The following is a 23990-nucleotide window of genomic DNA, read 5'->3' on the forward strand; positions in this document are numbered from 1 at the left end:
AGTGTCTACGCTCAGGATGGTTGAGTCGCGCTTTCGCGCAAAGTTACTATACAACCCGTTACCGTATTCGGATTGTTAACAGGGTGCGACAAATATTCACAGCCACAACCGACAGTCAGCCAACATCAGAAAATCCATCCGGTACCATTCAACGGATGATCATTCGTTTTTCCCGGGCTCCTCGGGCTTCAACCCGGGTTCAGAGCCAGCCCGCTCATCACCAAGGTGATCGTTTTCTGCCAGCAGGCGCAGCAAGCGCTCTCTGGTCATGGCCTCGTGCAACTCGATCTGCCGCTGCTCGTTTCGCAGTGATTTCAACAGGGCAACAGCCATAAAAATCATCAACACCATGAACGGGAAGGCAGCCAGTATTGAAATGGTCTGGAGCGCTTCCAGTCCGCCACTGAGCAACAGTACCCCGGCCACCGACACCTGCACTATGCCCCAGGTCAAGCGGGACCAGCGTTTCGGGTTCAGAACCCCTTTACTGGTAAACATACCCAGCACAAAGGTAGCCGAGTTGGCGGAAGTAATAACGAACAGCACGATCAGCACCAGCATCAGGCCGCCAATAATGGTAGTGCCCGGCAGGTAGTTCAGGGTGGCGAACAGGGCCGAGCTCATCTCCGCCAGCACGGCGTCACCCAGGGCGGCCCCCTCAAACAGTTCGAAATACAACGCGGAGCCGCCAAAGGTGGAGAACCAGACAATACTGAGCAACACCGGCATGCCAATCACCCCGAACACGAACTCCCGGATGGTTCGGCCCCGGGAGATCCGGGCAATAAAACTACCGACAAAGGGTGCCCAGGACAGCCCCCAGGCCCAGTAGAAGATGGTCCATCGCTCCACCCAGTCATCGCCGGTGTAGGGCGTCATCACCAGGCTCATGCCGACCATGTTGGCGAAATAGTCACCAATGGCATTGGTCATGGCGGCGGTAATGAAGTCTGTTGGGCCCATAAAGAACACGAACACCAGCAACCCTGCCGCCAGCAGCATGTTGGCATCACTCACATAGCGAATCCCGCTCTCCAGTGGCGCCAGGGAACACAGCAGGAACACAACCGCAACGCCGGCCAGAATGAACAGTTGTTGGGTGACGCCGAACGCGGTACCGGCCACCGCCCCCAAACCACTGTTGATCTGGATGACGCCCAGGCCTAGGGTGGTCGCCACCCCGAACACGGTGGAGACAACGGCGAGGATATTGATGGAATGTCCGATACCCGAGTCCACCCGGTTACCCAGAGTGGAGCGGAAGGCTTCACTGATCAAACCGGGGCGTTGCAGGCGGAAGCGCACATAGGCAATGGCCAGACCCACCAGGGCAAAGTTGGCCCACTGGTGAAAGCCCCAGTGAAACAAGGAATACCGCATCGCCATGCTCGCGGCCTGTGGGCCACGGGGCTCAGCCGAGTCAAACGGGGGCGCCACAAAATGGCTCATGGGCTCGGCCACGGCCCAGAACACCAGGCCAACACCCATACCGGCGGAAAAGATCATGCCCAGCCAGGTCAGATAGGAAAACTCCGGTGCCTCACCATCGGCACCCAGGCGAATCTTGCCGTAATTACCGGCAGCAACGGCAATGCAGAACACCAGAAATCCAGAAGTGGCAAACAGATACAGCCAGCCAAAATGCAGGGTGGTGAAATCCAGTGCCTCATTGGCATAGCGTAACAACTCGGCGGGCATCAGGCCCCCGGCCACCACAAACAAAACCAGCAGCACGAAAGAACAGTAGAACACCCAGCCGGGTCGATGACTCATAACAAACCTGATAATCCGATGACTTTAAAAACGAAAGCGCTTTCATTCTAGCCACATTCGTCCAGCCATTCCGAATCCCGGACCACCTCCTCAAAAAAAGGCCCCGGGCAGACTGGCTGTCTGCCCGGGGCACAAGATCACCCGCCGGCTATGAGAAGCGGGCAACCGCCATAATCGATGTCACCAACGCGCGGTCAGCGCGGCGCGTACGGTACGACCAGGTTCATTAACCCTGAACACACCGCTGTCTGCCAGGTTGTCCTTGCTGACATGATACGCCCAGGTGTTATCAAACAGATTATCCAGTGCCCAAGTGAAGCTCAGGTTCGCCATCAATGGATGGGTGCCAGAGAGATTAATAACGCCATAGCCCGGAGAGGTGCTTGGGTCCAGGCCGGACTCCAGATCTACCCGGTCCTGCCGGCGCGCCAGTTGCCATTCCGCTTCGATGGTATGGCCCTGATGCTGCCACCCGAGGGTCTGGATAAACTGAACTGGCGGAATGCGAGGCAACGCCTTGTCGGCATCCCGGTTCTCACCGCGAACGGAGGCGAGTTTGCTGCTGGTACTCCAGGTGCCGTTGCTCCAGCCAACCAGACCTTCCACACCCAGTAACCGGGCATCTATGTTGGCGTACCGGGTATCCACCGTGCCATCGGGATTGCGGGTATCAAATCGATAAACATAATCTTCCACCTGGTCTACCCAGACCGCCGGGCGCCAGCTCCAGTTGCCATCACGGCCAGACAGGCTCACTTCCAGCTTGTTGTGCTTTTCGGTTTCCAGATCCGGATTACCAATCCAGGAGCCTCGCATCGTTCTCTGGGCAACGTAGCGCTCGTTCACGCTGGGGGAACGAACACTGTGGGAAGCGGTGGCTTCCAGAGTGTTGGCCGGAGACAAACGCCACTCGCCGGTGATAAAGCCGCTGACATTGTTATCGTCGGCCTTGGTGTCCGTGACTCCATAGGCGCTCATATACAGCATCGCCGGGGTCATGGTCATGGGCGCCCCGGGCATCATCCGGAAGCTGTCTCCGGCGCGGGTGGCATCCATTTCAACCCGGTCATAGCGGATACCGGCACCCAGGCGGGTATTGACCCGAATCCGGTGAAATGCCTCCACGAAGACACCAACACGGTCCCGCTCCACACCCGGCCACATCAACGACGCCGGGTTGTCCAGATTCATGCCGTTGTACATGGTGGCATCCCACTCATTACGTTCCACGTCCAAACCAATGGCGATGTCTTTGGTAAAGTTGATGGTCTGGTCCAGCACCAGACGGGCACCCTGGGTGCGGGTTTGCGAGTCGGTCTGCATTTTCATGGCAGACTCCCGCAGGCTGAAGTTATCCATCACATGGTCCACGTCTGCCTGCCAGGCCATCAGGCTCCAGCCACCCTCGGCCACCGGTGCGCCGATTTCCATCCGATAGAGGTCAGTATCGGTTTTTGGCGCATCCATGCCACGGCCCGGGAACTTCACATCCCGCTCTTCCTGCCGGCTGACCAGGCCTTTGATATAAAAGCCGTTGTCTGCGGTCCAGGCAGCATCCACCCGGCCCTCAGTGTTCTCATAGGAACTGCGAACCTTGTTGCCGTCGCCGTCCTCATAATCGTTGGCTTCGTCATAGCCGGCGGCCATCCGCAGGTAGGAGGCTTTACTGCCAACAGCTACACTGCCATTCATTAACTTGCCATCACCATTGTCTGCACCACCCAGAGTCAGGTGCCCGGTGGTCAGGTTGTCATCCGCGAATTCCGGAGCCGCCGTGGTCGCCACTACCTGCCCCCCGGCAATCGGCCCCCAACGCAGGGTGCGATTACTGGTGCGCACTTCCAGCACCGGTGCCAGCGAGGTACTCAATCGACTGGTGGGCGGGTCCATCCGGCTTGGGCAGGCACCTTCAACCCGCATGCCATCCAGCAGCACGTCTACCCGTTCCTCGTTCTGACCTCGAATCACCGGGTCAAGCCCCCGCCCCCCCATTCGAGACAGAGACACCGACGCGCTGCCCGACAACCGCTGTGCCGGCTCCGACTGCACCGCGGCAGCCGAAAGCCTTGCCGCCTCCGCAGATTGCCCCTCCGTCACCCGTATCAGCAACGAATCTTCTCCTTCCATCTGGGCGTGAACGGCGGGAGTGAGGGTAAAGCCAGCCAACACCAGGCTGATACTGCGAGCCAGACGTTTCTTGAGCATGAAGGGCGTTCCTTTTAACAGCGCATTTCAAACGGCGGGAATGATGATTTTTGGCAATTTTAAAGGGCGAGGGCATTGCTGGCTTGAGACACAATGCCGCACCCCGAAGGAGGTATCCCGGAAGGCAAAGGGTGAATAAATTTTGCGCGACCGACTTGCCAACTAACGCGCCAATGTGGTGCAATCACTGCCCTTTTTTTGGGCATCCGCATTTTTGCGGTTTTCAATACGCGTATTCCGAGGGCCTTGCCATGACAGTTAAACTCGACGAAAAACTCGAACCGATTTTCCAGGACGTGCTGCACCGCAACCCGGGTGAGAGTGAATTCCACCAGGCGGTTCACGAAGTTCTGGAAACCCTCGGGCCGGTTCTGGTGAAGTACCCGGAGTTTGCCGACAAGAAGATCATCCAGCGTATCTGTGAGCCCGAGCGCCAGATCATCTTCCGTGTGCCCTGGCAGGACGACAGCGGCGAGATTCATATCAACCGCGCCTTCCGCGTCGAATTCAACAGCGCCCTGGGGCCCTATAAAGGTGGCATGCGCTTCCACCCGTCCGTGTACCTCGGCATCATCAAGTTCCTGGGCTTTGAACAGATTTTCAAGAACGCCCTGACCGGCCTGCCCATTGGCGGCGGTAAAGGCGGCAGTGACTTTGACCCCAAGGGCAAGTCCGACGACGAAATCATGCGTTTCTGCCAGAGCATGATGACCGAGCTGTACCGCCACCTGGGCGAGTACACCGACGTACCTGCCGGCGATATCGGCGTAGGTGGTCGTGAAATCGGTTACCTGTTCGGCCAGTACAAGCGCATCACCAACCGTTACGAGTCCGGCGTGTTTACCGGCAAGGGCCTGGACTGGGGCGGCAGCCGCGCCCGTACTGAAGCCACCGGTTACGGCACGGTGTTCTTCACCCACGAAATGCTGAAAGCCCGTGGTGACTCGCTGGAAGGCAAAACCGTGGTGGTTTCCGGTTCCGGCAACGTGGCCATTTACGCCATCGAGAAAGCCCACGAGCTGGGCGCCAAGGTCATTGCCTGCTCCGATTCCCAGGGCATGATCGTCCATGAGAAGGGCATCGACCTGCAGACCCTGAAGCGCATCAAGGAAGTGGAGCGTCGCCGGATCAGCGCCTACACTGAATACCACAAAGACGCCAAGTATGTGGAAGACGGCAACATCTGGAGCGTGCCTTGCGATGTGGCGCTGCCCTGCGCAACCCAGAACGAGCTGAACGGCAAAGACGCCAAGATGCTGGTCGAAAACGGCTGTGTTGCCGTGGCCGAAGGCGCCAATATGCCGACCACGCCTGAAGGCATTATCGTGTTTCAGGATGCCAAGATTGCCTATGGCCCTGGCAAGGCCGCCAACGCCGGCGGTGTTGCCACGTCCGCCCTGGAAATGCAGCAGAACGCCAGCCGCGACTCCTGGACCTTCGATTACACCCAGAAGCGCCTTGAGGAGATCATGATCGATATCCACAAGAACTGCTACGAGACCGCCGCCGAGTTCGGTGCCGAGGGCAACTACGTGCTGGGCGCCAATATCAATGGCTTCCTGCGCGTTGCCAAGGCGATGAACGCCATGGGTGTGATCTGATCCGGCCATGATCAGCAACGAACCTCTCCAGCCTGATGACCGGGTTTCCACCGGCCTGAGTGGGCTGGATGAGGTTCTGGATGGCCTTCGAATCGGCGATAACGTGGTCTGGCGGGTTTCCGACCTGGACGACTATCGCCGATTTGTTCTTCCCTTCGTAGACGCCGCTTCTGACGCCGGCCGGCAGATTATCTACCTTCGCTTTGGTGACCATGCCCCGATTATCCGGGACCACCCGTCGGTTCGAACCATCACCATCGACGCCCTCGGTGGCTTTGAAAGCTTTACCAGTCGAGTCTGGCACCTGATCGAACAGCATGGCCGTGGCGCCTTTTATGTCTGCGACAGCCTGAGCGAGCTGCTCAACGCCTGGGCAACCGATGCCATGGTCGGTAATTTCTTCCGGGTGGTGTGCCCGTTTCTGTTTGAACTGGACACCGTGGCCTGGTTTGCCCTGCACCCGGAAAGACACTCCCGGATGACCCTGGACCGGATTCGCCAGACCACCCAGGTGATGATTGATGTGCATCGCCACGGCGATGACGTGCAGATTCATCCGATCAAGGCCTGGCGGCGGCAATCGCCCACCATGTTTCTGCCGCACCGGGAGCATGATGGACAGTTTCAACCCATAACCGACAGCAGTGATGCCACCCGACTGCAAGCCAGCCTGGAGCTTGAACACCTGCACCGCCAGCCCCTGCTGGACTATTGGGACCGATTGTTCCAGGAAGCCAGCAGGGCTTTGTCCGACCAGGACACCGACTGTATCGACGACCTGCAGGAGCAAGTACTGCAGGTAATGATCAGCCGCGATTCCCGGATACTGGAACTGGCACGGCGTTACCTGTCGCTGGAGGACCTGCTGGGCATTCGCAGCCGCCTGGTCGGCAGCGGCTATATCGGCGGCAAGGCCACCGGCATGCTGATTGCCCGCAACATTCTGTTAAAAGACGCCACCGAGCCATGGCAAAGCCAGCTGGAGCCCCACGATTCCAGTTATCTGGGCACCGACGCCTATTACGCTTTCCTGGTCCATAACGGGCTCTGGCCGGCGATCATGCGGCAACGCTCCGGGGAGGGTTACCTGAGTGAGGCGCCCGCGCTCAGAGCCGCGATCCTGGCCGGCAAGTTTCCCCACGAGATACAGGCCGAGCTGGAGCGACTGCTGGACCATTACGGCCAGTACCCTATCCTGGTGCGCTCGTCGAGCCTGCAGGAAGACGGCTTTGGCAATGCTTTTGCCGGTAAATACGACAGCGTGTTCCTGGTCAACCAGGGGGCACCGGAACAACGGCTGTCGGCACTGGAAGACGCAATCCGCCAGGTGTACGCGTCATCCATGAGTGAAGATGCCCTGGTGTACCGCAAACAGCGGGGCCTGGACCAGCGGGAAGAGCCCATGGCGCTGCTGATCCAGCGGGTCAACGGGCGGTTTCATGGTCGCTATTACCTGCCCGATGCCGCCGGGGTAGGGGTGTCGCGCAACACCTTCGCCTGGGACAGCAGCATGGACCCGGAAGCGGGGATGGTCCGGCTGGTGATGGGCCTGGGCACCCGGGCGGTTGACCGCATTGAAGGCGATCACGCCTGCGTGATGGCGCTGGACCATCCCATGCGCCAGCCGTTCCGCAACCAGGACGAAAGCTACCGGTATTCCCAGCACCTGGTGGATTTGCTGGACCTACAGGATGGAAAGCTCGACACCCGGCCCCTGAGCCAGTTGCTGGAAACCACCAACGATCTGCCCATGGATCACCTGGCCGAGGTGGATCGGGCGGCCAGTACCCGGGCCGAGCAGATTGGCTTGCAAGGCCCGGTGTGGCGGCTGACCTTCCGCCCTTTGGTGCAGCGCACTCCGTTTATCAGCCGGCTGTCGCATCTGCTGCAAACCCTGGAAGCGGGCTACCGGCACCCGGTGGATGTGGAATTCACCCTGCACCTGGACCAACAGGGCAACCCCGCCTTCAACCTGGTGCAATGCCGCCCGCTGGCGACCATCGGCGAGACCGGGCCGGTGGCTCTGCCCGGCGACTTGCCTGAGCGTAAGCTACTGTTCAGAACCCAGGGCCACTTCATGGGCGGCAACATCAACCTGGCCATCGAACGGGTGATCCGGGTCGACGCGTCGGTCTACGCCGGGCTGTCCACCAGCCAGCGCTATGACGTTGCCCGCCGTGTCGGCGAAGCTGTCCGCGCATCCGGTGTGCCCACCCTGCTGATCGGCCCGGGCCGCTGGGGCACCAGCAGCCCGGATCTTGGCGTTCCGGTTCGCTTTGCGGACATTGCCGGGGTCGCCGCCCTGGTCGAGGTCTCAGAAAAGGCCGGCGAGATGGTGCCAGACCTGTCCTACGGTTCTCACTTTTTCCAGGACCTGGTAGAAACCGGCATCGCCTACGCGGCGCTGTTTCCCGACATCCAGCATTGCCGATATCACCCTGAACGCCTGCCCGGGGCCCCGACGCCCACCAGCACCGAATCTGCGGTCAACCGTGCGGTTCAGGTGCATGATCTGCAGGCGCAACACCTGCAACTGACCGGTGATGTGGTGCGCCAGCAACTGGTCTGTTATTTCACCGATTGACCCGTCGCAAACAAACGCCGTTTTCACCACCATGGCCGATGGCATGCTGCTAGAATGCCGTCTATGGAATGGCTCACACACTCTCAAACCGGTTTTCGCCAGGCTGCCCGTTATCTTCTGGGTATGCGGCTGGCCATTATTGCCACGCAACTGGTCGCGATCGCTGTTGCCGAAACCACCGTAACACTGGCCCACCGGGCCGAGGCCCTGATCCTCAGCCTGCTTTATGCCGTTCTGGCCACGCTGGCCTGGCTGTGGTTCAGCCGTAGGCCCCCCGAAACGTTCGCACCGGTCAGCCTGACCCTGGCCACAGATCTGTTCCTGATCGGCTGGTGGCTGTATTTCACCGGCGGCTACACCAACCCCCTGGTGTCCTTGCTGCTGCTGCCCATTGCCGTCGCCATCATTCTGGTCCCCAGCCGCCAGAGCATTGTCCTTACCGTCACCGGCGTTGCGGTGTATACAGCGCTGGTGCTCTGGCACACCCCGGTTATGCATGATCACCACTCGGCAGACCTGGCCAGGCTGCATCTGGTGGGCATGTGGGTGACCTTTGCCCTGACCGCCGCCATTCTGCTACTGGTGGTTGGCACCCTATCCCGCAGGCTAAGACTGCAACAGTCCCAGCTTTCGCAATTCCGGGAAAACCGTTTGCGGGATGAACAGATCATCGCCCTCGGTCTGTCTTCGGCCGCCGTTGCCCACCGGCTAGGTACCCCGCTGAATACCATGACCCTGTTACTGGACGAAATCCGTTCCCACACCGAAGGCCAGGCCTCCGTGGCTCTGACGGAAGATCTCGACCTGATGGGTCAGCAGTTGAACCTGTGCAGCCAGCATTTGCAGCAACTAACCAAGGCGGCGATTGAAGCCCGCACAGCGCAACTGGAAATACTGACGGTCAAAGACTGGCTCGCCAGGCTGAGGGAGTCGGCCACGCTGTTATGGCCGTCAGGGCCGATTCAATGGCCAGGCGCCCACCCCGACGTCTCGGTGGCCGTGGATGCCACTCTGGACCAGGCGGTGCTCAACCTGCTGGCAAATGCCCTGACAGCGAGCCCGTCCTGGGTCGCCGTCAGAAGTCAGTTGTCGGAATCCGGTCGGGTGGAGGTGGTTGTCGAGGACCAGGGTGACGGCCTGGAAACGGCTCTGCAGGGCACGCCGGGTGAGGACATTGTCGACTCCCACCATGGTCTTGGGGTTGGGTTGTTCCTTTCCAATGCCACGATCCAGAGGCTTGGCGGCAATCTCCGGGCCAAGGCCAGTGAAACAGGCACCACCATGGTGATCGATTTACCGGTTTCCCAGCCCCTAGGCGGGGAGATACAACCATGACGACTCAGGAACTCTGGCTGCTGGTCGACGATGACCAGGCGTTTCTCCAGGTGCTGGCCCGATCCCTGTCTCGCCAGGGCATCGAAACACTCTGCGCCAGCGATGCTGACAGCGCTCTGGAGGCCATCCGTGCCAGGCCGGTGAACCGGTGTGTTCTGGATCTCAACCTGGCCGGGGAAAGTGGCCTGCAACTGTTGCCGGAACTTCTCGAGCAGAAGCCAGATCTGGACGTACTGGTGCTGACTGGTTACGGCAGTATTGCCACGGCGGTGGAAGCCATGCGCCGCGGCGCCGCCAACTACCTGTGCAAGCCGGTTACCGTGAACCAGTTGATGAATGGCTTTGAACCGCTGGACGCACCACCGGACCTGAGGCCCGAACCGCCGTCTGTGGAAGAAATGGAATGGGAACACATCCAGCGCGTGCTGAACGAACACGATGGCAACATTTCCGCCACCGCCCGGGCCCTGAACATGCACCGGCGGACCCTGCAACGCAAATTGCAAAAACACTCCCGCTGGCGCTGATACGTCCTTGCCGCCTGACACCGCCAAGGAATGTTTCCGAAAATTGACTTCCGTCAACCATACACCGCTTTGGTCCAATGTCTTAACGGGCCAGATAGGCTAGCATCGTGCCCCGTTGTGAGATTGCAATAAACGGACACACCCTCTCACAGGGAGGAGAGAAACACCCAAGCCACCGTTACCCGGAACACCCGACACATGTCGAATGCCCCTGATTCCAACAATACATCACCGGATATTGACCCCAAGCGCCTGGCACTGGTGGCCTCTGCCACCCGCAATCTGGTGCTCATTCTGGATGCTGGTGGTCGCATCGAATGGGTGAATGCCGCTTTCGAACGTCATACCGGCTTTCACCTCGACACCATAGTTGGAAAGAACCCCGGCGAACTCCTCTACGGGCCGGACACCGACACCGAGACCGTCCGCCGTATTCGCCAACACCTGTTCCGTGGCGAAGTGTTCGAGGAAGACGTTCTCAATTATTCGGCGGATGGCACGCCCTACTGGGTACACACCTACTGTATGCCTGTTGGCGAAAGCGAGGGTGTCGAGCCCGGCTTCGTAGTCATTCAGACCAATATATCCGACCGGAAGAATAGTGAACGCGGCCTGCGCATCGCCGCCAGCGTGTTTGATCGGAGCCACGAAGCCATTGTCATTACTGATCACTTCAATCGGATTATCGACGTCAACCCGGCTTTCTCCCGTATCACCGGATACAGTCGCCCGGAAGTACTTGGATTGAATCCTTCCATCCTCAGCTCCGGTCGCCACTCCCGCGAATACTACCAGTCCATGTGGACGTCGATTGAGAAGACCGATCACTGGCGAGGCGAAATCTGGAACCGCCGGAAAAGCGGGGAAGAATATGCAGAGCTGCTGTCGATCAGCCGCGTTCACCTTGAAGAGCCGGGGCGTTTCTACCATGTGGCCGCGTTCTCAGATATCACTGCTCTGAAAAATCATGCTAAGGAACTGGACCGCGCCGCCAACTATGACGAGCTGACCGGGCTGCCCAACCGGCAACTGTTGGAAGAGCGTCTTCGCTCGGCCCGCACCCACGCGGACCGTCAGAAGCGGGTGCTGTCCATCTGCTACCTGGACCTGGATGGCTTTAAAACCATTAACGACCAGCTGGGCCATGACATCGGCGACCAGGCGCTGCGGGCAACCGCCGAGCGCCTGACCCGCGCCCTGCGCAGTGGCGACACCATCGCCCGCATCGGCGGCGATGAGTTCGTGCTGTTGCTGCAGAGCGACAACGCCGAACCGGTGTATTCCCGCATTCTCTCCAGTGTCAGCGAGCCCCTGCAGATCGCCAACCAGACCATCTCCCTTACCGCCAGCCTGGGCGTTACACTCTATCCGGATGACGACACCGATGCAGAGGGCCTGATTCGCCACGCAGACCAGGCCATGTATGCCGCCAAGGAGAAAGGCCGAAACCAGTTCCACATCTTCGACCCGGGCCTGGACGCTCATCGTCGGCAGCGCCGGGACCAACTGATGCAGATTTCCCAGGCGCTGGAGAACGAAGAGTTTGAACTCTATTTCCAGCCCCAGGTTCGGATGGTCGACTACCAGGTGATCGCGTTTGAGGCGCTGATTCGCTGGAATCATCCGGACAAAGGAATGCTTGGCCCCGGTGAGTTCTTGCCAGCTGTCGCCAACAGCCATCTGGAGATTCCGCTGGGCCAGTGGGTACTCAAGGAAGCCATCCATCAGATGAATCTGTGGCATGAGGCGGACGAATCGCTCGCCGTCAGCATCAACATCAGCGCACCTCACCTGATGGACCGCAGTTTTGCCGATTACCTGGAAAGCTACTTGCACAGCCATCCGGATGTGCGCCCCGGGCAAATCACCCTGGAGGTTCTGGAATCCACCGCGCTGGAAGACACCAAGCGCGCGAGCAATGTGTTGGCTCGCTGCCAGTCCCTGGGGTTACAGGTGGCACTGGACGACTTCGGTACCGGTTTCTCGTCATTAACTTACCTGCGCACCCTGCCGGTGGATGTGATCAAGATCGACCAAAGTTTCGTCCGCAACATGCTCACCGATGCCAGTGACCGCGCGATTGTGGAGAGCGTGATTTTCCTTGCGCAACGCTTCGACCACCCGGTTCTTGCTGAAGGCGTGGAAACCATGGAACATGCTCGCGCCTTGAGGGACATGGGGTGCAATCTGATTCAGGGTTATGGCATCGCCCGCCCAATGCAAGCGAAGGCCTTGCTGCCCTGGCTGGCACAGTGGCGCGATCAGGTGAGCCGACATCACAGCCTGGGCAAACATGAACAAACCTCCGTCCAGGGCGGAGGCATCTGACCGGGCGTTACCGGTATCGTCGCTGATCCAGGGTGCTGAGCCGGTCTGGGTGAAACACCATCAGGCCGGTCACAAAAACGCCGTTCACAAAGCCTTCCGGAATCATGAACAGTGGCAGGTAGCGCAGGTATTCGTGCACCAGGGTCTCGAAGGTATAAACGCCGCTGGACCACAGCATCAGACACATCAGAACACCGGCTGCGGCCACCGACAGCCCGGCACCAAAAAAACCGCAAAAGAAAATGTAGGCAAAGAAGTTGCGGAAATCCCTGCGCCGCTCCCACAGCATGATGGCGTGGGTAACCAGAGCCGGCACCATCACCGTCACCAGGCCGTTGGCGGCAAACATCACCAGAGGCTCGCGGCCGGTAATAACGGTGATCACCAGCGCTAACAGACCGCTGATAACGGCCAACGCCCAGCCAAGCATCAGGGTGATCACGGTGATGCCAAAAATGTGGATAGCCAGCCCGGGCGAGATGCCCGCCCGTAACTGCCAGACAAAGCCCAACACCACCGCCGCACCAAACAGCGAGTGCTGGGTGGCGTTATCTTTCCTCAGCGCCTGCCAATCCACTGAGCGCAAAGCTGCCAGCAACACCAGCACAAAAATCGACGCGGTCAGCAACCACTGGCTGGTTGAAAGCAGATTTTCTGTCATTCCCATCAAAGTCACCGGTTACCAAAGCATCGGATGCGCGGGGCAGTGTTTACTGATACCCCCCGGCCGGTCAATGGGATCACTTGACCCCGGTCACTCCAGGGCAGTACGCCCGGTCAGGGACTGCCAGGCCTCATAAGTGCTCAGATAGACGTTACCACCGAGGTGCCGGATAAGCTCGGTACCCTTCAGCCGGTCCATCACCGGGCCTTTCACCTCCGACAGGTGCAACCGCACCCCGGCATCGGTCAGCCGCTCATTGATGGCTTCCAGGCTCTCCAGGGCCGACGCATCCACCAGGTTCACCGCCGGGCAGACCAGCACCAGGTCGGTCAGCTCCGGTTCCCGGGTGACCAGATCCATCACTCGCTCTTCAAGGAAGCGGGCATTGGCAAAGTAGAGGCTTTCATCCACCCGCAAAAAGGTCACTTTCGGGCACAGTTCCACGTCGTGGCGCAGAATGTTCCGGAAGTGTTCAGTGCCCGGCACCCGGCCCACCACGGCACTGTGGGGTCGGCTGGTGCGGTACAGAAACAGACCGATCGACAGGGCAACACCGGCAATGATTCCCGCCTCAACGCTGTGAACCAGAGTCAGCACAATGGTTGCCAGCATGGCGCCGAAATCCGTCCGTGAATACCGGAAGGTGCGGCCCAGCGCTGGCAGGTCGATCAGCGTGGCAACCGCCACGATGATCGTGGCCGCCAACGTGGCCTGGGGCAGCCAGGCGATGGCCGGGGTCAGGAACAACGTGGCCAGGGCAATGCCGACCGCCGTATAAGCACCGGCCGCCGGAGTTTCCGCGCCGGCATCAAAGTTCACCACCGAACGGGAAAAGCCTCCGGTCACCGGCATCCCACCGGAGAGCCCGGAGCCCAGGTTCGCAGTGCCCAGGCCGATCAACTCCTGATCCGGATCGATTCTCTGGCGCCGTTTCGCCGCCAGGGTCTGGCCCACCGACACCGATTCCACAAACCCAACCACACTGATCAGCAGGGCACTGACCGCCAACTGCGACCAGATCGCCATATCCAGTGTGGGCATGGTAAATGAGGGCAATCCTGCCGGAACCTCGCCCACCAGGCGAACGCCTTTTTCGTCCAGATTCAGCCACCAGGCAATCAGCGTGGTCACCACCACCGCCAGAATCGGAGCGGTTTTGGTGATGATATCTGCGCTTCTGTTGGCCAGGCCCAGCCGGACCAGCAATGGCTTCAGAAATTCTCGGGACCACAGCAGGAATGCCAGCGCGCCAACCCCCACCAGCAAGGTAGGTATGTTGGTTTCCGGCAGGGATGCCAGCAAGGAGCCCGCAATTTCCCACAGGTTATGGCCCGAGGCCTGGATTCCAAACACGTGTTTGAGCTGACTCGCCGCAATCACGATACCCGAGGCCGTAATAAAACCGGAGATGACCGGATGGCTGAGGAAATTCGCCAGGAAGCCAAGCCGCAGGATGCCCATCACCGTCAGCATCAGGCCGGACATCACCGCAATCAATACGGCACCGGCAATGTACTCCGGTGTTCCCATGTCCGCCAGCGGCGCCAGGGCCGCCGCCGTCATCAACGAGACCACCGCCACCGGGCCCACCGACAAGGTCCTGCTGGTGCCGAACACCGCATACACCACCAGCGGCAGAATACTGGCGTACAGCCCGACCTGCGCCGGCAACCCCGCCAGCAAAGCGTAAGCCAGCGACTGGGGAATCAGCATGACGGTCACAATCACCGCCGCGACCAGATCACTGGTCGCCTGATCACGGCTGTACTTTGGCGCCCATTGCAGAACAGGCAGGTAATGTTTGAGGTTCATGCCGGGCTCAGAACCGGTTAACCGGAACTTTCAGGTACACCTGGCCGTTATCCTCAGCCGGCGGCATGTGACCGGCGCGCATGTTCACCTGCACCGAAGGCAGGATGAGCCGGGGCATGTCCAGAGTGGCATCACGCTCGGTGCGCATTCTGACAAATTCGTCCTCTGAAATTCCCTCATGCACATGCACGTTGGCCTCGCGCTGTTCCGCGACCGTGGTCATGTGATGGTACTCATCGCGACCAGGCGCCTTGTAATCGTGGCACAGGAAAATCCGGGTCTCGGCCGGCAACGACAGTACCTTCTGGATTGACCGGTACAGGGTACGGGCATCACCACCCGGGAAGTCGCAGCGAGCGGTGCCGTAATCCGGCATAAACAGGGTGTCGCCAACGAAAGCGGCGTCGCCAATCACATAGGTCAGGCAAGCGGGAGTGTGGCCCGGGGTATGCAAAACCCGACCTTCAAGGTTGCCGATGGCGAAGGTATCTCCCTCTTCGAACAGCTGGTCAAACTGGCTGCCGTCACGAGCGAACTCCGTGCCGGCATTGAACGCTTTGCCAAAGATTTCCTGAACATCGACGATTTTCGCGCCAATACCTGTCTTGCCACCCAGTTTCTCGTGCAAGTACGGGGCAGCCGAAAGATGATCGGCGTGCACGTGGGTTTCCAGAATCCACTCTACGGTCAGGTTGTTGGCGCGAACGTACTGAATAATGTCGTCAGCCGAACGCACGTCGGTACGGCCTGCGGCGTAGTCGAAATCCAGCACGGAATCGAGGATGGCGCAAGCCTGGCTGTCAGGGTCACGCACCACGTAACTGAACGTGTTGGTGGGCTCGTCGAAAAAATGCTGAACGATGGGCTGTGTCATGGTATTCACCTCTGAGATCTGCCGATCACTAATCTTATGATCTAAGAATATACCAAATGGATATATGAGGTGAAATGCTGTTTCCTTATATGCGTGATAATCCCGATGCATCGACCAGGCAGTCCCGACCACCCTGCTTGGCCTGGTACAACCGCTGGTCCGCAAGCCCAATCAATGCGTGGGGGCTGACCGGTTCCTCGGTAAGCTCCGCCACACAGACAGAACCAGCACTTACCGTGATCCCGAAAGTCTCACCACCAATCACAAACTTTTCCGCCCTGACGGCGTGCATGATTCGCTCCACCAATGGCTGAACATTCGCATCCGCCAATTCGGTGAAAACTACGAGAAATTCCTCGCCACCGTATCGGGAAACCACATCGGTATTCCGCGTGTTCGCGAGAAGCAGTTCGGCAAATCGCACCAACACCTGGTCCCCGGCCAGGTGGCCCAGGTTATCGTTAATCCGTTTAAAATGATCGATGTCAAACATCGCCAGGCAAAAACGTTCACCATGACGACTGCAGGTAGCCAGCACCTCATCCAGCCTGGGCATTAAGTAGCGACGGTTGTGAAGGCCGGTGAGAGGGTCACGAATCGACTGGTTCAGCAAATCTTCCTCCAGACGATTGCGCTCAAGGGCACCGGACAAAAGCCCGGAGACAATGATCAGAAGGTCTGCCATATCCTGCCGCCAAGATCGATGCGATAACGAATCAACGCCAAAAAAGCCCATGACCTGGCCACGTATCCAGATTGGGACGCAGAACATGGAACTCACGCCCTGCGACTCCAACAGGGCACGCTCGTTGTTGGCCTCGGGCGGCAACCGCTTGACGTCTTCGATAAAAACCACCTGATTCAGATTTTTCATCGCGTTGATTTGCGCTTGCCACCACTGGAATTCCTGAATGGCCACGCTTTGCTGATCCGCCATCAGGGAAGCCACCCCCGGCGCACACCATTCGTGGGTATTGGTCATCGTCAGGTGATCTTGCGAAAACCCATAGACATAGGCTCGATCAATGCCAAAAAAACCACCAATGGAGCGGAGTAACTCGTCGATGCACTCGTCGATCGAACCAAATCCGAGCTGGATAAATTCTCCGGACAACCGGGCAATCAGCTTCTGAAAACCCGCCTGAAACTGGAACTCCGCTTCGCTGTCCCGCAGGATCTGCTCCAGTTCTTTGTAGTGCTGGATGTTGTGGAACTGACCATACCAGATGGTACTGCCATCGGGTTGGCGCTCCGGCACCGAATGGGCCTCAAACCACTGATACTGGCCATCCAGCAACTTCAGACGCGCCCGGTAACACCAGGGCTCCAGAGTCTGCGCCGAGTGCACAATACTGTTGGCCACCCCGGTCGCGTCCTCCGGGTGAATTACCGAGAATACTGCTCTGGCGTCTTCGTTAAGCAGGGCGGGTTCAATGCCGAACAGGTCCTGTACCTGATCACTGACATAGGGGTAACGGTGGGACTGACCATCCGGGCTGAGCCAATAGGTAAACAGGATTCCCGGAACTCCTGATGCCAATTTCCGGAAGAAATGAGCCGGCATTCGGTCTGGCTGGCCTGCCCCATAATTGCTCGCCATGAATGACCTGTCTCCCTAGCATTTGCACTCTTACGTAATGACGAGTGTAGCCCAGCCAGACAGGCGCGGCGACCAGCAATCACAGATTATTCAGGCGAGCCTGCGCCTCTGCCCGGCGCCCCTGGTCAGCCACCGCGCGGCCTGGCCTGTCGGGTGCCGCCAACACTTTTTCAAGATAAATACGGGCACGTTGGGGCTCGCCCTGATCCAGCAGAAAATCCCCGAAGAAGTAATTGGCATCAATACCGTCGGGATTGATGGCCAGCGACTTTTGCAGGTACTTCCGCGCCTTGCCATCATCCCCGAACCCCAGCGGCCAGCCCGGCACCTGATAGTACAGACTGCCGAGCGACGTGTAAGCGGAGCCATCCAACGCCTCCGGGTCGATGTCGAGGGCCGCTTCCAGTGAGGCCCGGGCTTGCTTTACCAGCCCGAGGGCGCCGAGGCCGCCTTTGGCACCGGCGTAGGTGCTGAGCACAATACCCTGCCAGATCAGCGGTTCGGCACGGCCCGGGTAGCGGCCAACAAAGGCTTCGGCCTCAGCGGCCAGCTTCTCGAATGCTTTCTCTTTGTCCCTGTCCTGAACCTGATATTGAATTTCAGCCCAGCGCTGCTGGATTTGCGCCAGCTCAATTTCAACATCCTGCGCCCACAGTGGCATAGCCGCCACAGAGACCAGCACCAGAATCATCCACTTCATCACACCACTCCTGAATCCAGAAAGCGCCGGATTACCGGCAGTTGTTTCAACATGGCTTTATCCACAATCTTCGGCAGGATGCCGTTGAGTACCACAAACAGTTTTTCCGGCCAGCCTAGAAAACGCCGGCGCTCATCTTTTTCCATGGCTTGAAGAATCTGGGCTGCGACGGCTTCCGGTGCGTCCATGGCATTGCCCAGGGCACGGTTCAGCTCGTTCACCGGCGCCGGGTTCATGGCTGTGGCGGTGGCTCTGGGCGCCACATACACCACCTGTACCGGGGTATCCGCCAGCTCCCGGCGCAGGGCTTCGCTGAAGCCGCGCAGGCCGAACTTGCTGGCGCAATAGGCGGTGTAGCCGGGAAATCCGATACTGCCAAAGGTGGAGCCGACAAACACCAGCGCGCCCATCCCTGCTTTGCGGAAACGAGGCGCAAAATGCCGGGCCACCAGCATGGCGGAACGCAGGTTGACCATAAGCTGGGCATCCAGGTCACTGACCGCCATGGTATCCAGCGCCGCAAACCGGTTCTGGCCGGCGCAATGAATCACCCCATCAATATCGGGATACACCTTGCTCAACTGTTGCAGCTGTTGATCCAGCTTCGGGCTGGCCAGCTCCAGGTGCACCGGAGAAACGCCCGCACGCTTTTCCAGCCGCTCCGGATGCCGGGTAGCGACGATCACCCGGGCACCGCATTCCACCAGCGGCCCGATCAGGGCCTGGCCAATGCCGCCGGTGCCGCCCAGCAGCAAAAAGGTACGGTCATGCAGCCTCATGGCGCTGCTCCTTGCCACGTGCCGGCAGCGGAATGCTGTGCAGCATATCGCCGTACAGGCGGTACACCATGCGTGCAGCCTCAATAATGGCCTGTTGGTCGTCCGGGTCGGTGATGTCGTTCATCAGGTTGCGGAAGAACTCGAAGTGTTCCTGGTCCAGGGCGCCGTGGGAGTATAGGTAGCTAAACGCCTGGTCCGGCAGGCCCAGCTGCTTCTGGACGGCTTCACCCAGCGGCGTGGCCAGCTCAATGGAAGTGCCTTCCAGTACCTGAACCATGCCAAAAAACGCCGCCGGGTTACCCCGCTGGATGCGGTCATACAGGTAGGCCACCATCAACTCGATGGAGGTATCGGGCTGGCCATCGCGAATGGTTTCCTTGTCTTCACCGCAGGCTTCAAGATCGTTGAGGATCCACTCATGGTGGCCGTATTCTTCCTCGATGTATTCCACCAGCGCCTTACGCACGAACTCCAGCCGCTCGGGCAGCCGGCCACCGCAGGCCATCATCAGCGGTACCGTGTGTTTGACGTGGTGGTAGGCCTGTGTCAGGAACCAGGTGTATCCGTCAAGATCAAAGCGACCCTCACGGATAGCCTGAATCACCGGGGCTCCAGTGACATGGGCCCGGGCCTGTTCGGTTTCGGATTGCAGTCGGTCAAAAAATGCCATGTTGGAGTCTCCTGGCGTTGAAAACTGGGTAGTTACGGGTTGTGAAGAGGCGCTTGATGGCGCCGAGAGGTTCATGAACAGGGGGAAGCCTTCCGCCAAAAGCATGGGCAGGTCGGCCTGAATCTGGTGCCGCACCGGGCGGCCGTTGGCGGTGATATGCCCTTCGGCCTGAGTGAGCGGTTGCCGGCGCAGGTATACCGCCTGCAGGCGGGCATAGTCGGGCAATCCGGCATTGAGCTGCGCCAGGGCCTGACGCACAGCCTCGGGGCTACGACCATCCCGGATGACCAACAGGGCCAGGGGCTGGGGCTCTCCGTCACCGAACACCACGGCCTGGGTAGCGCCCACGGCCTGTATCAGCTCGCTTTCCAGCCATTCCGGGCTGATGTTACGGCCGAAACTGGTAATGATCAGGTTCTTGGCCCGGCCGTTAACGCCCAGGAATCCGCCCGGGCCTGTGGCTCCAAGATCGCCGGTGTCCAACCAGCCATCATGCTCCGGCTCATCTCCCAGGTAACCCAGGTGGGTATTGCCCTGCACCAGAATCCGCTGGTCGCTATCCACACGAACCTGCACGTGATTCAGCGGCAGGCCTACGGTGCCCTCGCACTCGCAACCCGGCGCATTCAGCGCCACCACCGAGCCACACTCAGACAAGCCATAGCCTTCGTACAGCGGCAAACCAGCCGCCCGGCCCCGAGCCAGCAAATCCGTCGATACCCGGCCGCCACCAACAGCCAGGAAGCGGAAACCGCCAGCCAACAATTGGCCCTGCTCAGCGGCATTGACCAGCGCCATCGCAAGCTCTGGCACCAGAATCACTGAATGCGGCTGAAACCGGTTAAGGGCGAGGGCAAGCTGGCCCACGTCCAACCCGCTGCTGCCGGTCATGCCCAGGGTTTTCAGCGGCATAACCGTCACTGTGGCGCCTATCAGCAAGGGCAGGTAAACCCCGGCAATGTTTTCCAGCAGGGTGGCCAGCGGCAGGATGCACAGGTGCTTCTGCAGATCCACACCCTCGAGCCGTTGCTGCAGGGCACACGCGGTAGCGACCATTTGCCCGGCAGACAGGCATACGCCCTTCGGCGTGCCGGTGCTGCCGGAGGTGAAGGTGATCTTTGCGGTTTGCTCCGGCATCCAGGCGGCTCCCGGAAAAACCGACAAACGGCGCAGCCAGACTCCCTGTCCAATGGTCTCCGCGTGTTCTGCCTCAGCGCTGAATAGCAGGGCATCCAGCCCGGCCCGCTGGATCAGGTGCTCAGTCTGGCTGCTGGAAAAAAACACCGGCACCGGCACACACACCACCCCTGCCATCAGGCAGGCGAGATCGGCCACCACCCAGGCCGGCGTGTTGTCGCCACACAGCCCGATGCGTTTGACGCCCAGATTCCGCAGCTGTTCAGACACAGCCTGAGCCGCGAGCCACATCTGCTGGTAGGTTAATTCGTCATCCGGCCCGCGCAGGGCGATGTGATCCGGATACTGCTGTACGCGCCGGTACAACAGCTCAGGCAAGGCGACCATAGGCACCTCCCAAATCCGTCTGATGCTCGACCTCAGCCGCTGCAACCGGCTGCACCAGTTTCAAAAGTCCGGCTTCACGAAGCGCCGACATGCCATCGGCCACGCGAATGGTCATCACTACCGGGTGGTGGTCGTAGTAGCGGCCCCAGCCCGCACCGCCATCCGGCAGCCTTGAAGGGTCGGCATCTGCCAGCACCTGGGTAGCAATACCCAGGCGATGAAAGCTGTTGCGCAGCTGGTCGGTGCCGGTGCACACCACCCAGTCATAGCCCGCCGCATCCAGCCACACCGAAAGAGAAGCAAACAGATAACGGCTGACGCCGGCTTCCACCCCGGCCAGGTGGGCAATTTCGGCAATGCGGCGGCGTTCGGTGCCGAGTTCGGGCATCAGCGTTTGTACTGGCACCGACAGGTAATCCTCCAGGAACAGTGTGTCGTCGCCGGCATTACGTACACCCACCGCCGCCATCAGGCTGCCCTGAGCCGTGGTCAGCGCAAGCAGGGAGGGAATTCGCAAATTCGGCTCGGCTCCGTAGGCCTGCAGAAAACGGCGACGGATAAACGCCGCCACCGTTGCTGCCATGGCACTGTGCGGTGTGATTTCGCTGAACCAGCGGCCGGCACAACGCAGCACGGGCAAAACTTCCGGGGAGTCTGGCGGGCAGCAGGTGGACATCGTCAGCGGGTCAGTCATCGGGGTTCTCCAACAGCCGGGCAAGGCCCATGGGTTACAACTGTCAGAGTATTGTCAGAGCCTTAAACCTCCCTTAAGACGACACGCAAGAATTCTTAAGCTCGGCTTAAGGTTTCTGTGGCAAACTCGTTTTCAGATATCAGAACGGGGCTCGTGAATGCGCATACTGTTGGTGGAAGATGACCACTCCCTTGCCCGCACCATGCTCAATATGCTGCGGGAAGACCAGAACACGGTGGACTGGCTGGATGATGGCCAGCAGGCCCTGAATGCCCTGCTGCAGGAACACTTTGACTTGGCCATTCTGGACCTGACCCTGCCGCGGATGGACGGCCTGGACATTGTCCGGAACATCCGCCAGCAGGGTAACCAAACCCCGGTCATCATCCTCACTGCACGGGCAGATCTGAACGAAAAGCTCCAGGGACTCGACGCCGGGGCCGATGACTACCTGACCAAACCCTTCGCCATGGCCGAACTGAAAGCCCGGATTCGAGCGGTGACCCGCCGTGGTGCCGCAACCAGCCCCTCCACGGGGCTGACGGTAGGGCGCCTGACCCTGAATCCGGAGAACGGCCATTTGATCGTTGACGGCGAATCCATCACCTTGCCCCGCAGCGAGTTCCAGATTCTGCATTACCTGATGCGCAACCCGGACCAGGTGGCTACCCGGCGCCGGCTGGAGGAACAGCTTTACGGCTGGGAGGCGGGGGCGGAGAGCAATGCCCTGGAGGTGCATATCCATCATCTGCGCCGACGGATTGGCAAGGCAGCCATCCGAACCGTACGGGGTGTAGGCTACCTACTCGACAGCCAGGCCGCCGCGGAGCCCGCATGTCTCTGACCCGTACCTTGACTCTGCTGGTTACATCCGCCGTGCTGCTGATCGCCCTGATCGCCGCCGGCTGGAGCTATGTTGAGAGTAACCACGAGTTGGAAGAACTGTTCGACGCGGAGCTGGCCCAAAGCACCCGGATCGTGCAGGGGCTGATCCGGCACCTGGCCGACAGCCAATCACTGGAACAGCTTTCTGACACCCTTGAAGAAACCCTGCAGCTTCCCGGGCTTGGCCTGACCGAAGCAGAGCTTGAGTCAGACCGGGATGAGATCCTGCCGGATGGAGCCGGCCACAAGTACGAGAAAAAACTGGCTTTTGAGGTTTGGACTCCCGGAGGCTCCCCGTTGCTGGACACCTTGAATGCCGACGATTCTTTAGGCCTTACACCCGGCTATACCTGGGCCGAATCTACCGGTTATCGGTGGCGCACCTTTACCCTGCAGGACCCGGACACCGGATTCTGGATACGCGCCGCGCAACGTGAGGATATCCGCGAAGAACTGAGCCAGGAGTTGGCGCTGGGCAATATCCTGCCTCTATTGCTGGCCCTGCCATTGCTGGCATTAGCGGTAATAGCCGCCATACAGATCAGTTTCCGCCCCCTGCGCCGGCTGGAAAAGCCCGTTCGCAACATGGCCCCGGAACGCATCCACCCCCTGGACGACCGGCAGGCTCCCAAGGAAGTTGCCGGGCTGGTTCAGGCCGTCAACGGTTTGCTGAAACGGCTAAACCAGGCACTGGAGCGTGAGCGCCGGTTCTCCGCCGACGCCGCCCACGAGCTACGCACACCGCTGACCGTGCTTCGGCTGAACCTGGAAAAAGCCTGCGAGCAAAACCCCGAACAATTCAGCGAACTGATCGGTGCCGTGGACAGGATGGTTCACCTGGTAGAACAGATGTTGCTACTGAGCCGGGTAGACGCGGGCACCGACTCAATGCCGGACATTCACAACCTGCCAGAATTGCTGGAACAGAGCATCGCGGATATTGCCCCGCTGGCCCTGAAAAAGCACATCGAGCCGGAACTGGATGATAAAACCAGCGGCAATGGCCTGGTTCGATGCCACAGCACGTTGATCAACACCCTGATGCGTACCGTGCTGGCTAATGCCATCCAGTACAGCCCAGCACATACCGTGATTTCCATCCAGCTGGTGCCGGCGGGCGAAGGTTATGCCATTTCGGTATGCGACCAGGGACCAGGCATACCCTCAAAGGAGCGGGAGCGCGCTCTGAGCAGGTTTGTAAGACTGGATCAACGCGCAGGTGGCGGAGCGGGCTTGGGCCTGGCGATTGCCCGACGTATTGCTGAACTCCATGGCGGCCAGTTGACGCTGTTAGATAGAGCAGATGGACACCCCGGACTCTGTGTACACGTTTGGCTGCCTGCCTCAAGCGACCTCATTCACACGCCGTCCTGACTCTGTCACTTTCTCCCGACCAGCAAACGTCCGTACAAGGCAGCACTTCATGGCGCTCTAA

The 23990-nt window shown here is 59.7% G+C and carries 17 protein-coding genes; 7 read left to right on the forward strand and 10 right to left on the reverse strand.

The annotated features are described in order from the left end of the window. Nucleotides 1-159 precede the first annotated feature (159 nt). Both J122_RS27115 and J122_RS27120 read right to left on the reverse strand, forming a co-directional pair. Nucleotides 160-1773 carry a BCCT family transporter gene (locus tag J122_RS27115; RefSeq protein ID WP_082780507.1) on the reverse strand — a complete coding sequence of 538 codons (1614 nt, stop codon included), beginning with the start codon at nucleotides 1771-1773 and terminating at the stop codon, nucleotides 160-162. A 180-nt stretch (nucleotides 1774-1953) separates the two neighbouring features. After that, entirely contained in the window at nucleotides 1954-3978 is a 2025-nt protein-coding gene (locus J122_RS27120) for a TonB-dependent receptor domain-containing protein (protein ID WP_156471719.1), read from the reverse strand. Between the two features lie 251 nt (nucleotides 3979-4229). On the opposite strand from J122_RS27120, the gene gdhA reads away from it, so the two are divergent. The 5 genes from gdhA to J122_RS27145 all read left to right on the forward strand — a co-directional run bounded on the left by gdhA (nucleotide 4230) and on the right by J122_RS27145 (nucleotide 12353). Beyond that, nucleotides 4230-5579, forward strand: a complete 1350-nt coding sequence (gene gdhA / locus J122_RS27125) for an NADP-specific glutamate dehydrogenase (protein WP_061331205.1) — start codon at nucleotides 4230-4232, stop codon at nucleotides 5577-5579. A gap of 7 nt (nucleotides 5580-5586) precedes the next feature. After that, nucleotides 5587-8163 carry a PEP/pyruvate-binding domain-containing protein gene (locus J122_RS27130; RefSeq protein ID WP_082780508.1) on the forward strand — a complete coding sequence of 859 codons (2577 nt, stop codon included), beginning with the start codon at nucleotides 5587-5589 and terminating at the stop codon, nucleotides 8161-8163. A 63-nt stretch (nucleotides 8164-8226) separates the two neighbouring features. Next, the gene (locus J122_RS27135; RefSeq protein WP_061331206.1) at nucleotides 8227-9498 is read left to right on the forward strand and encodes a sensor histidine kinase; all 1272 of its coding nucleotides are present in this window, start codon (nucleotides 8227-8229) and stop codon (nucleotides 9496-9498) included. Continuing rightward, nucleotides 9495-10025 carry a response regulator transcription factor gene (locus J122_RS27140; protein ID WP_061331207.1) on the forward strand — a complete coding sequence of 177 codons (531 nt, stop codon included), beginning with the start codon at nucleotides 9495-9497 and terminating at the stop codon, nucleotides 10023-10025. Before J122_RS27135 ends, J122_RS27140 begins: the two co-directional genes overlap by 4 nt. Nucleotides 10026-10223: 198 nt before the next feature. Continuing rightward, nucleotides 10224-12353, forward strand: coding sequence for a putative bifunctional diguanylate cyclase/phosphodiesterase (locus tag J122_RS27145; protein WP_061331208.1), 2130 nt, complete (start codon nucleotides 10224-10226; stop codon nucleotides 12351-12353). Nucleotides 12354-12360: 7 nt separating this feature from the next. Here J122_RS27145 and J122_RS27150 read toward each other — a convergent pair whose 3' ends face one another. The 8 genes from J122_RS27150 to J122_RS27185 form a co-directional block, all read right to left on the reverse strand. Beyond that, entirely contained in the window at nucleotides 12361-13020 is a 660-nt protein-coding gene (locus J122_RS27150; RefSeq protein ID WP_061331209.1) for an energy-coupling factor ABC transporter permease, read from the reverse strand. Between the two features lie 87 nt (nucleotides 13021-13107). Continuing rightward, entirely contained in the window at nucleotides 13108-14829 is a 1722-nt protein-coding gene (locus J122_RS27155) for a SulP family inorganic anion transporter (RefSeq protein ID WP_061331210.1), read from the reverse strand. Between the two features lie 7 nt (nucleotides 14830-14836). Continuing rightward, nucleotides 14837-15703 carry an MBL fold metallo-hydrolase gene (locus J122_RS27160; RefSeq protein WP_061331211.1) on the reverse strand — a complete coding sequence of 289 codons (867 nt, stop codon included), beginning with the start codon at nucleotides 15701-15703 and terminating at the stop codon, nucleotides 14837-14839. Nucleotides 15704-15788: 85 nt separating this feature from the next. Next, nucleotides 15789-17303 (reverse strand): diguanylate cyclase, encoded by a 1515-nt coding sequence (locus J122_RS27165; protein WP_061331212.1) that lies wholly within the window; start codon nucleotides 17301-17303, stop codon nucleotides 15789-15791. Nucleotides 17304-17382: 79 nt separating this feature from the next. After that, entirely contained in the window at nucleotides 17383-18003 is a 621-nt protein-coding gene (locus tag J122_RS27170; protein WP_061331213.1) for a tetratricopeptide repeat protein, read from the reverse strand. Beyond that, entirely contained in the window at nucleotides 18003-18782 is a 780-nt protein-coding gene (locus J122_RS27175) for an SDR family oxidoreductase (RefSeq protein ID WP_061331214.1), read from the reverse strand. The genes J122_RS27170 and J122_RS27175 overlap by 1 nt, the downstream gene beginning before the upstream one ends. Further along, on the reverse strand, nucleotides 18769-20976 hold the full coding sequence (locus tag J122_RS27180) for an AMP-binding protein (protein WP_061331215.1): 2208 nt from the start codon (nucleotides 20974-20976) through the stop codon (nucleotides 18769-18771). Before J122_RS27180 ends, J122_RS27175 begins: the two co-directional genes overlap by 14 nt. Beyond that, nucleotides 20960-21670, reverse strand: a complete 711-nt coding sequence (locus J122_RS27185; RefSeq protein ID WP_197463806.1) for a thermostable hemolysin — start codon at nucleotides 21668-21670, stop codon at nucleotides 20960-20962. Before J122_RS27185 ends, J122_RS27180 begins: the two co-directional genes overlap by 17 nt. 157 nt (nucleotides 21671-21827) lie before the next feature. Between J122_RS27185 and J122_RS27190 the strand changes: the two genes are divergently transcribed. Both J122_RS27190 and J122_RS27195 read left to right on the forward strand, forming a co-directional pair. Then, on the forward strand, nucleotides 21828-22514 hold the full coding sequence (locus J122_RS27190; protein ID WP_061331216.1) for a response regulator transcription factor: 687 nt from the start codon (nucleotides 21828-21830) through the stop codon (nucleotides 22512-22514). Next, on the forward strand, nucleotides 22505-23929 hold the full coding sequence (locus tag J122_RS27195) for an ATP-binding protein (RefSeq protein WP_061331217.1): 1425 nt from the start codon (nucleotides 22505-22507) through the stop codon (nucleotides 23927-23929). The genes J122_RS27190 and J122_RS27195 overlap by 10 nt, the downstream gene beginning before the upstream one ends. Nucleotides 23930-23990: the final 61 nt, after the last annotated feature.

The sequence above is a fragment of the Marinobacter excellens LAMA 842 genome, assembly GCF_001574445.1.
GTDB classification, from domain to species: domain Bacteria; phylum Pseudomonadota; class Gammaproteobacteria; order Pseudomonadales; family Oleiphilaceae; genus Marinobacter; species Marinobacter shengliensis.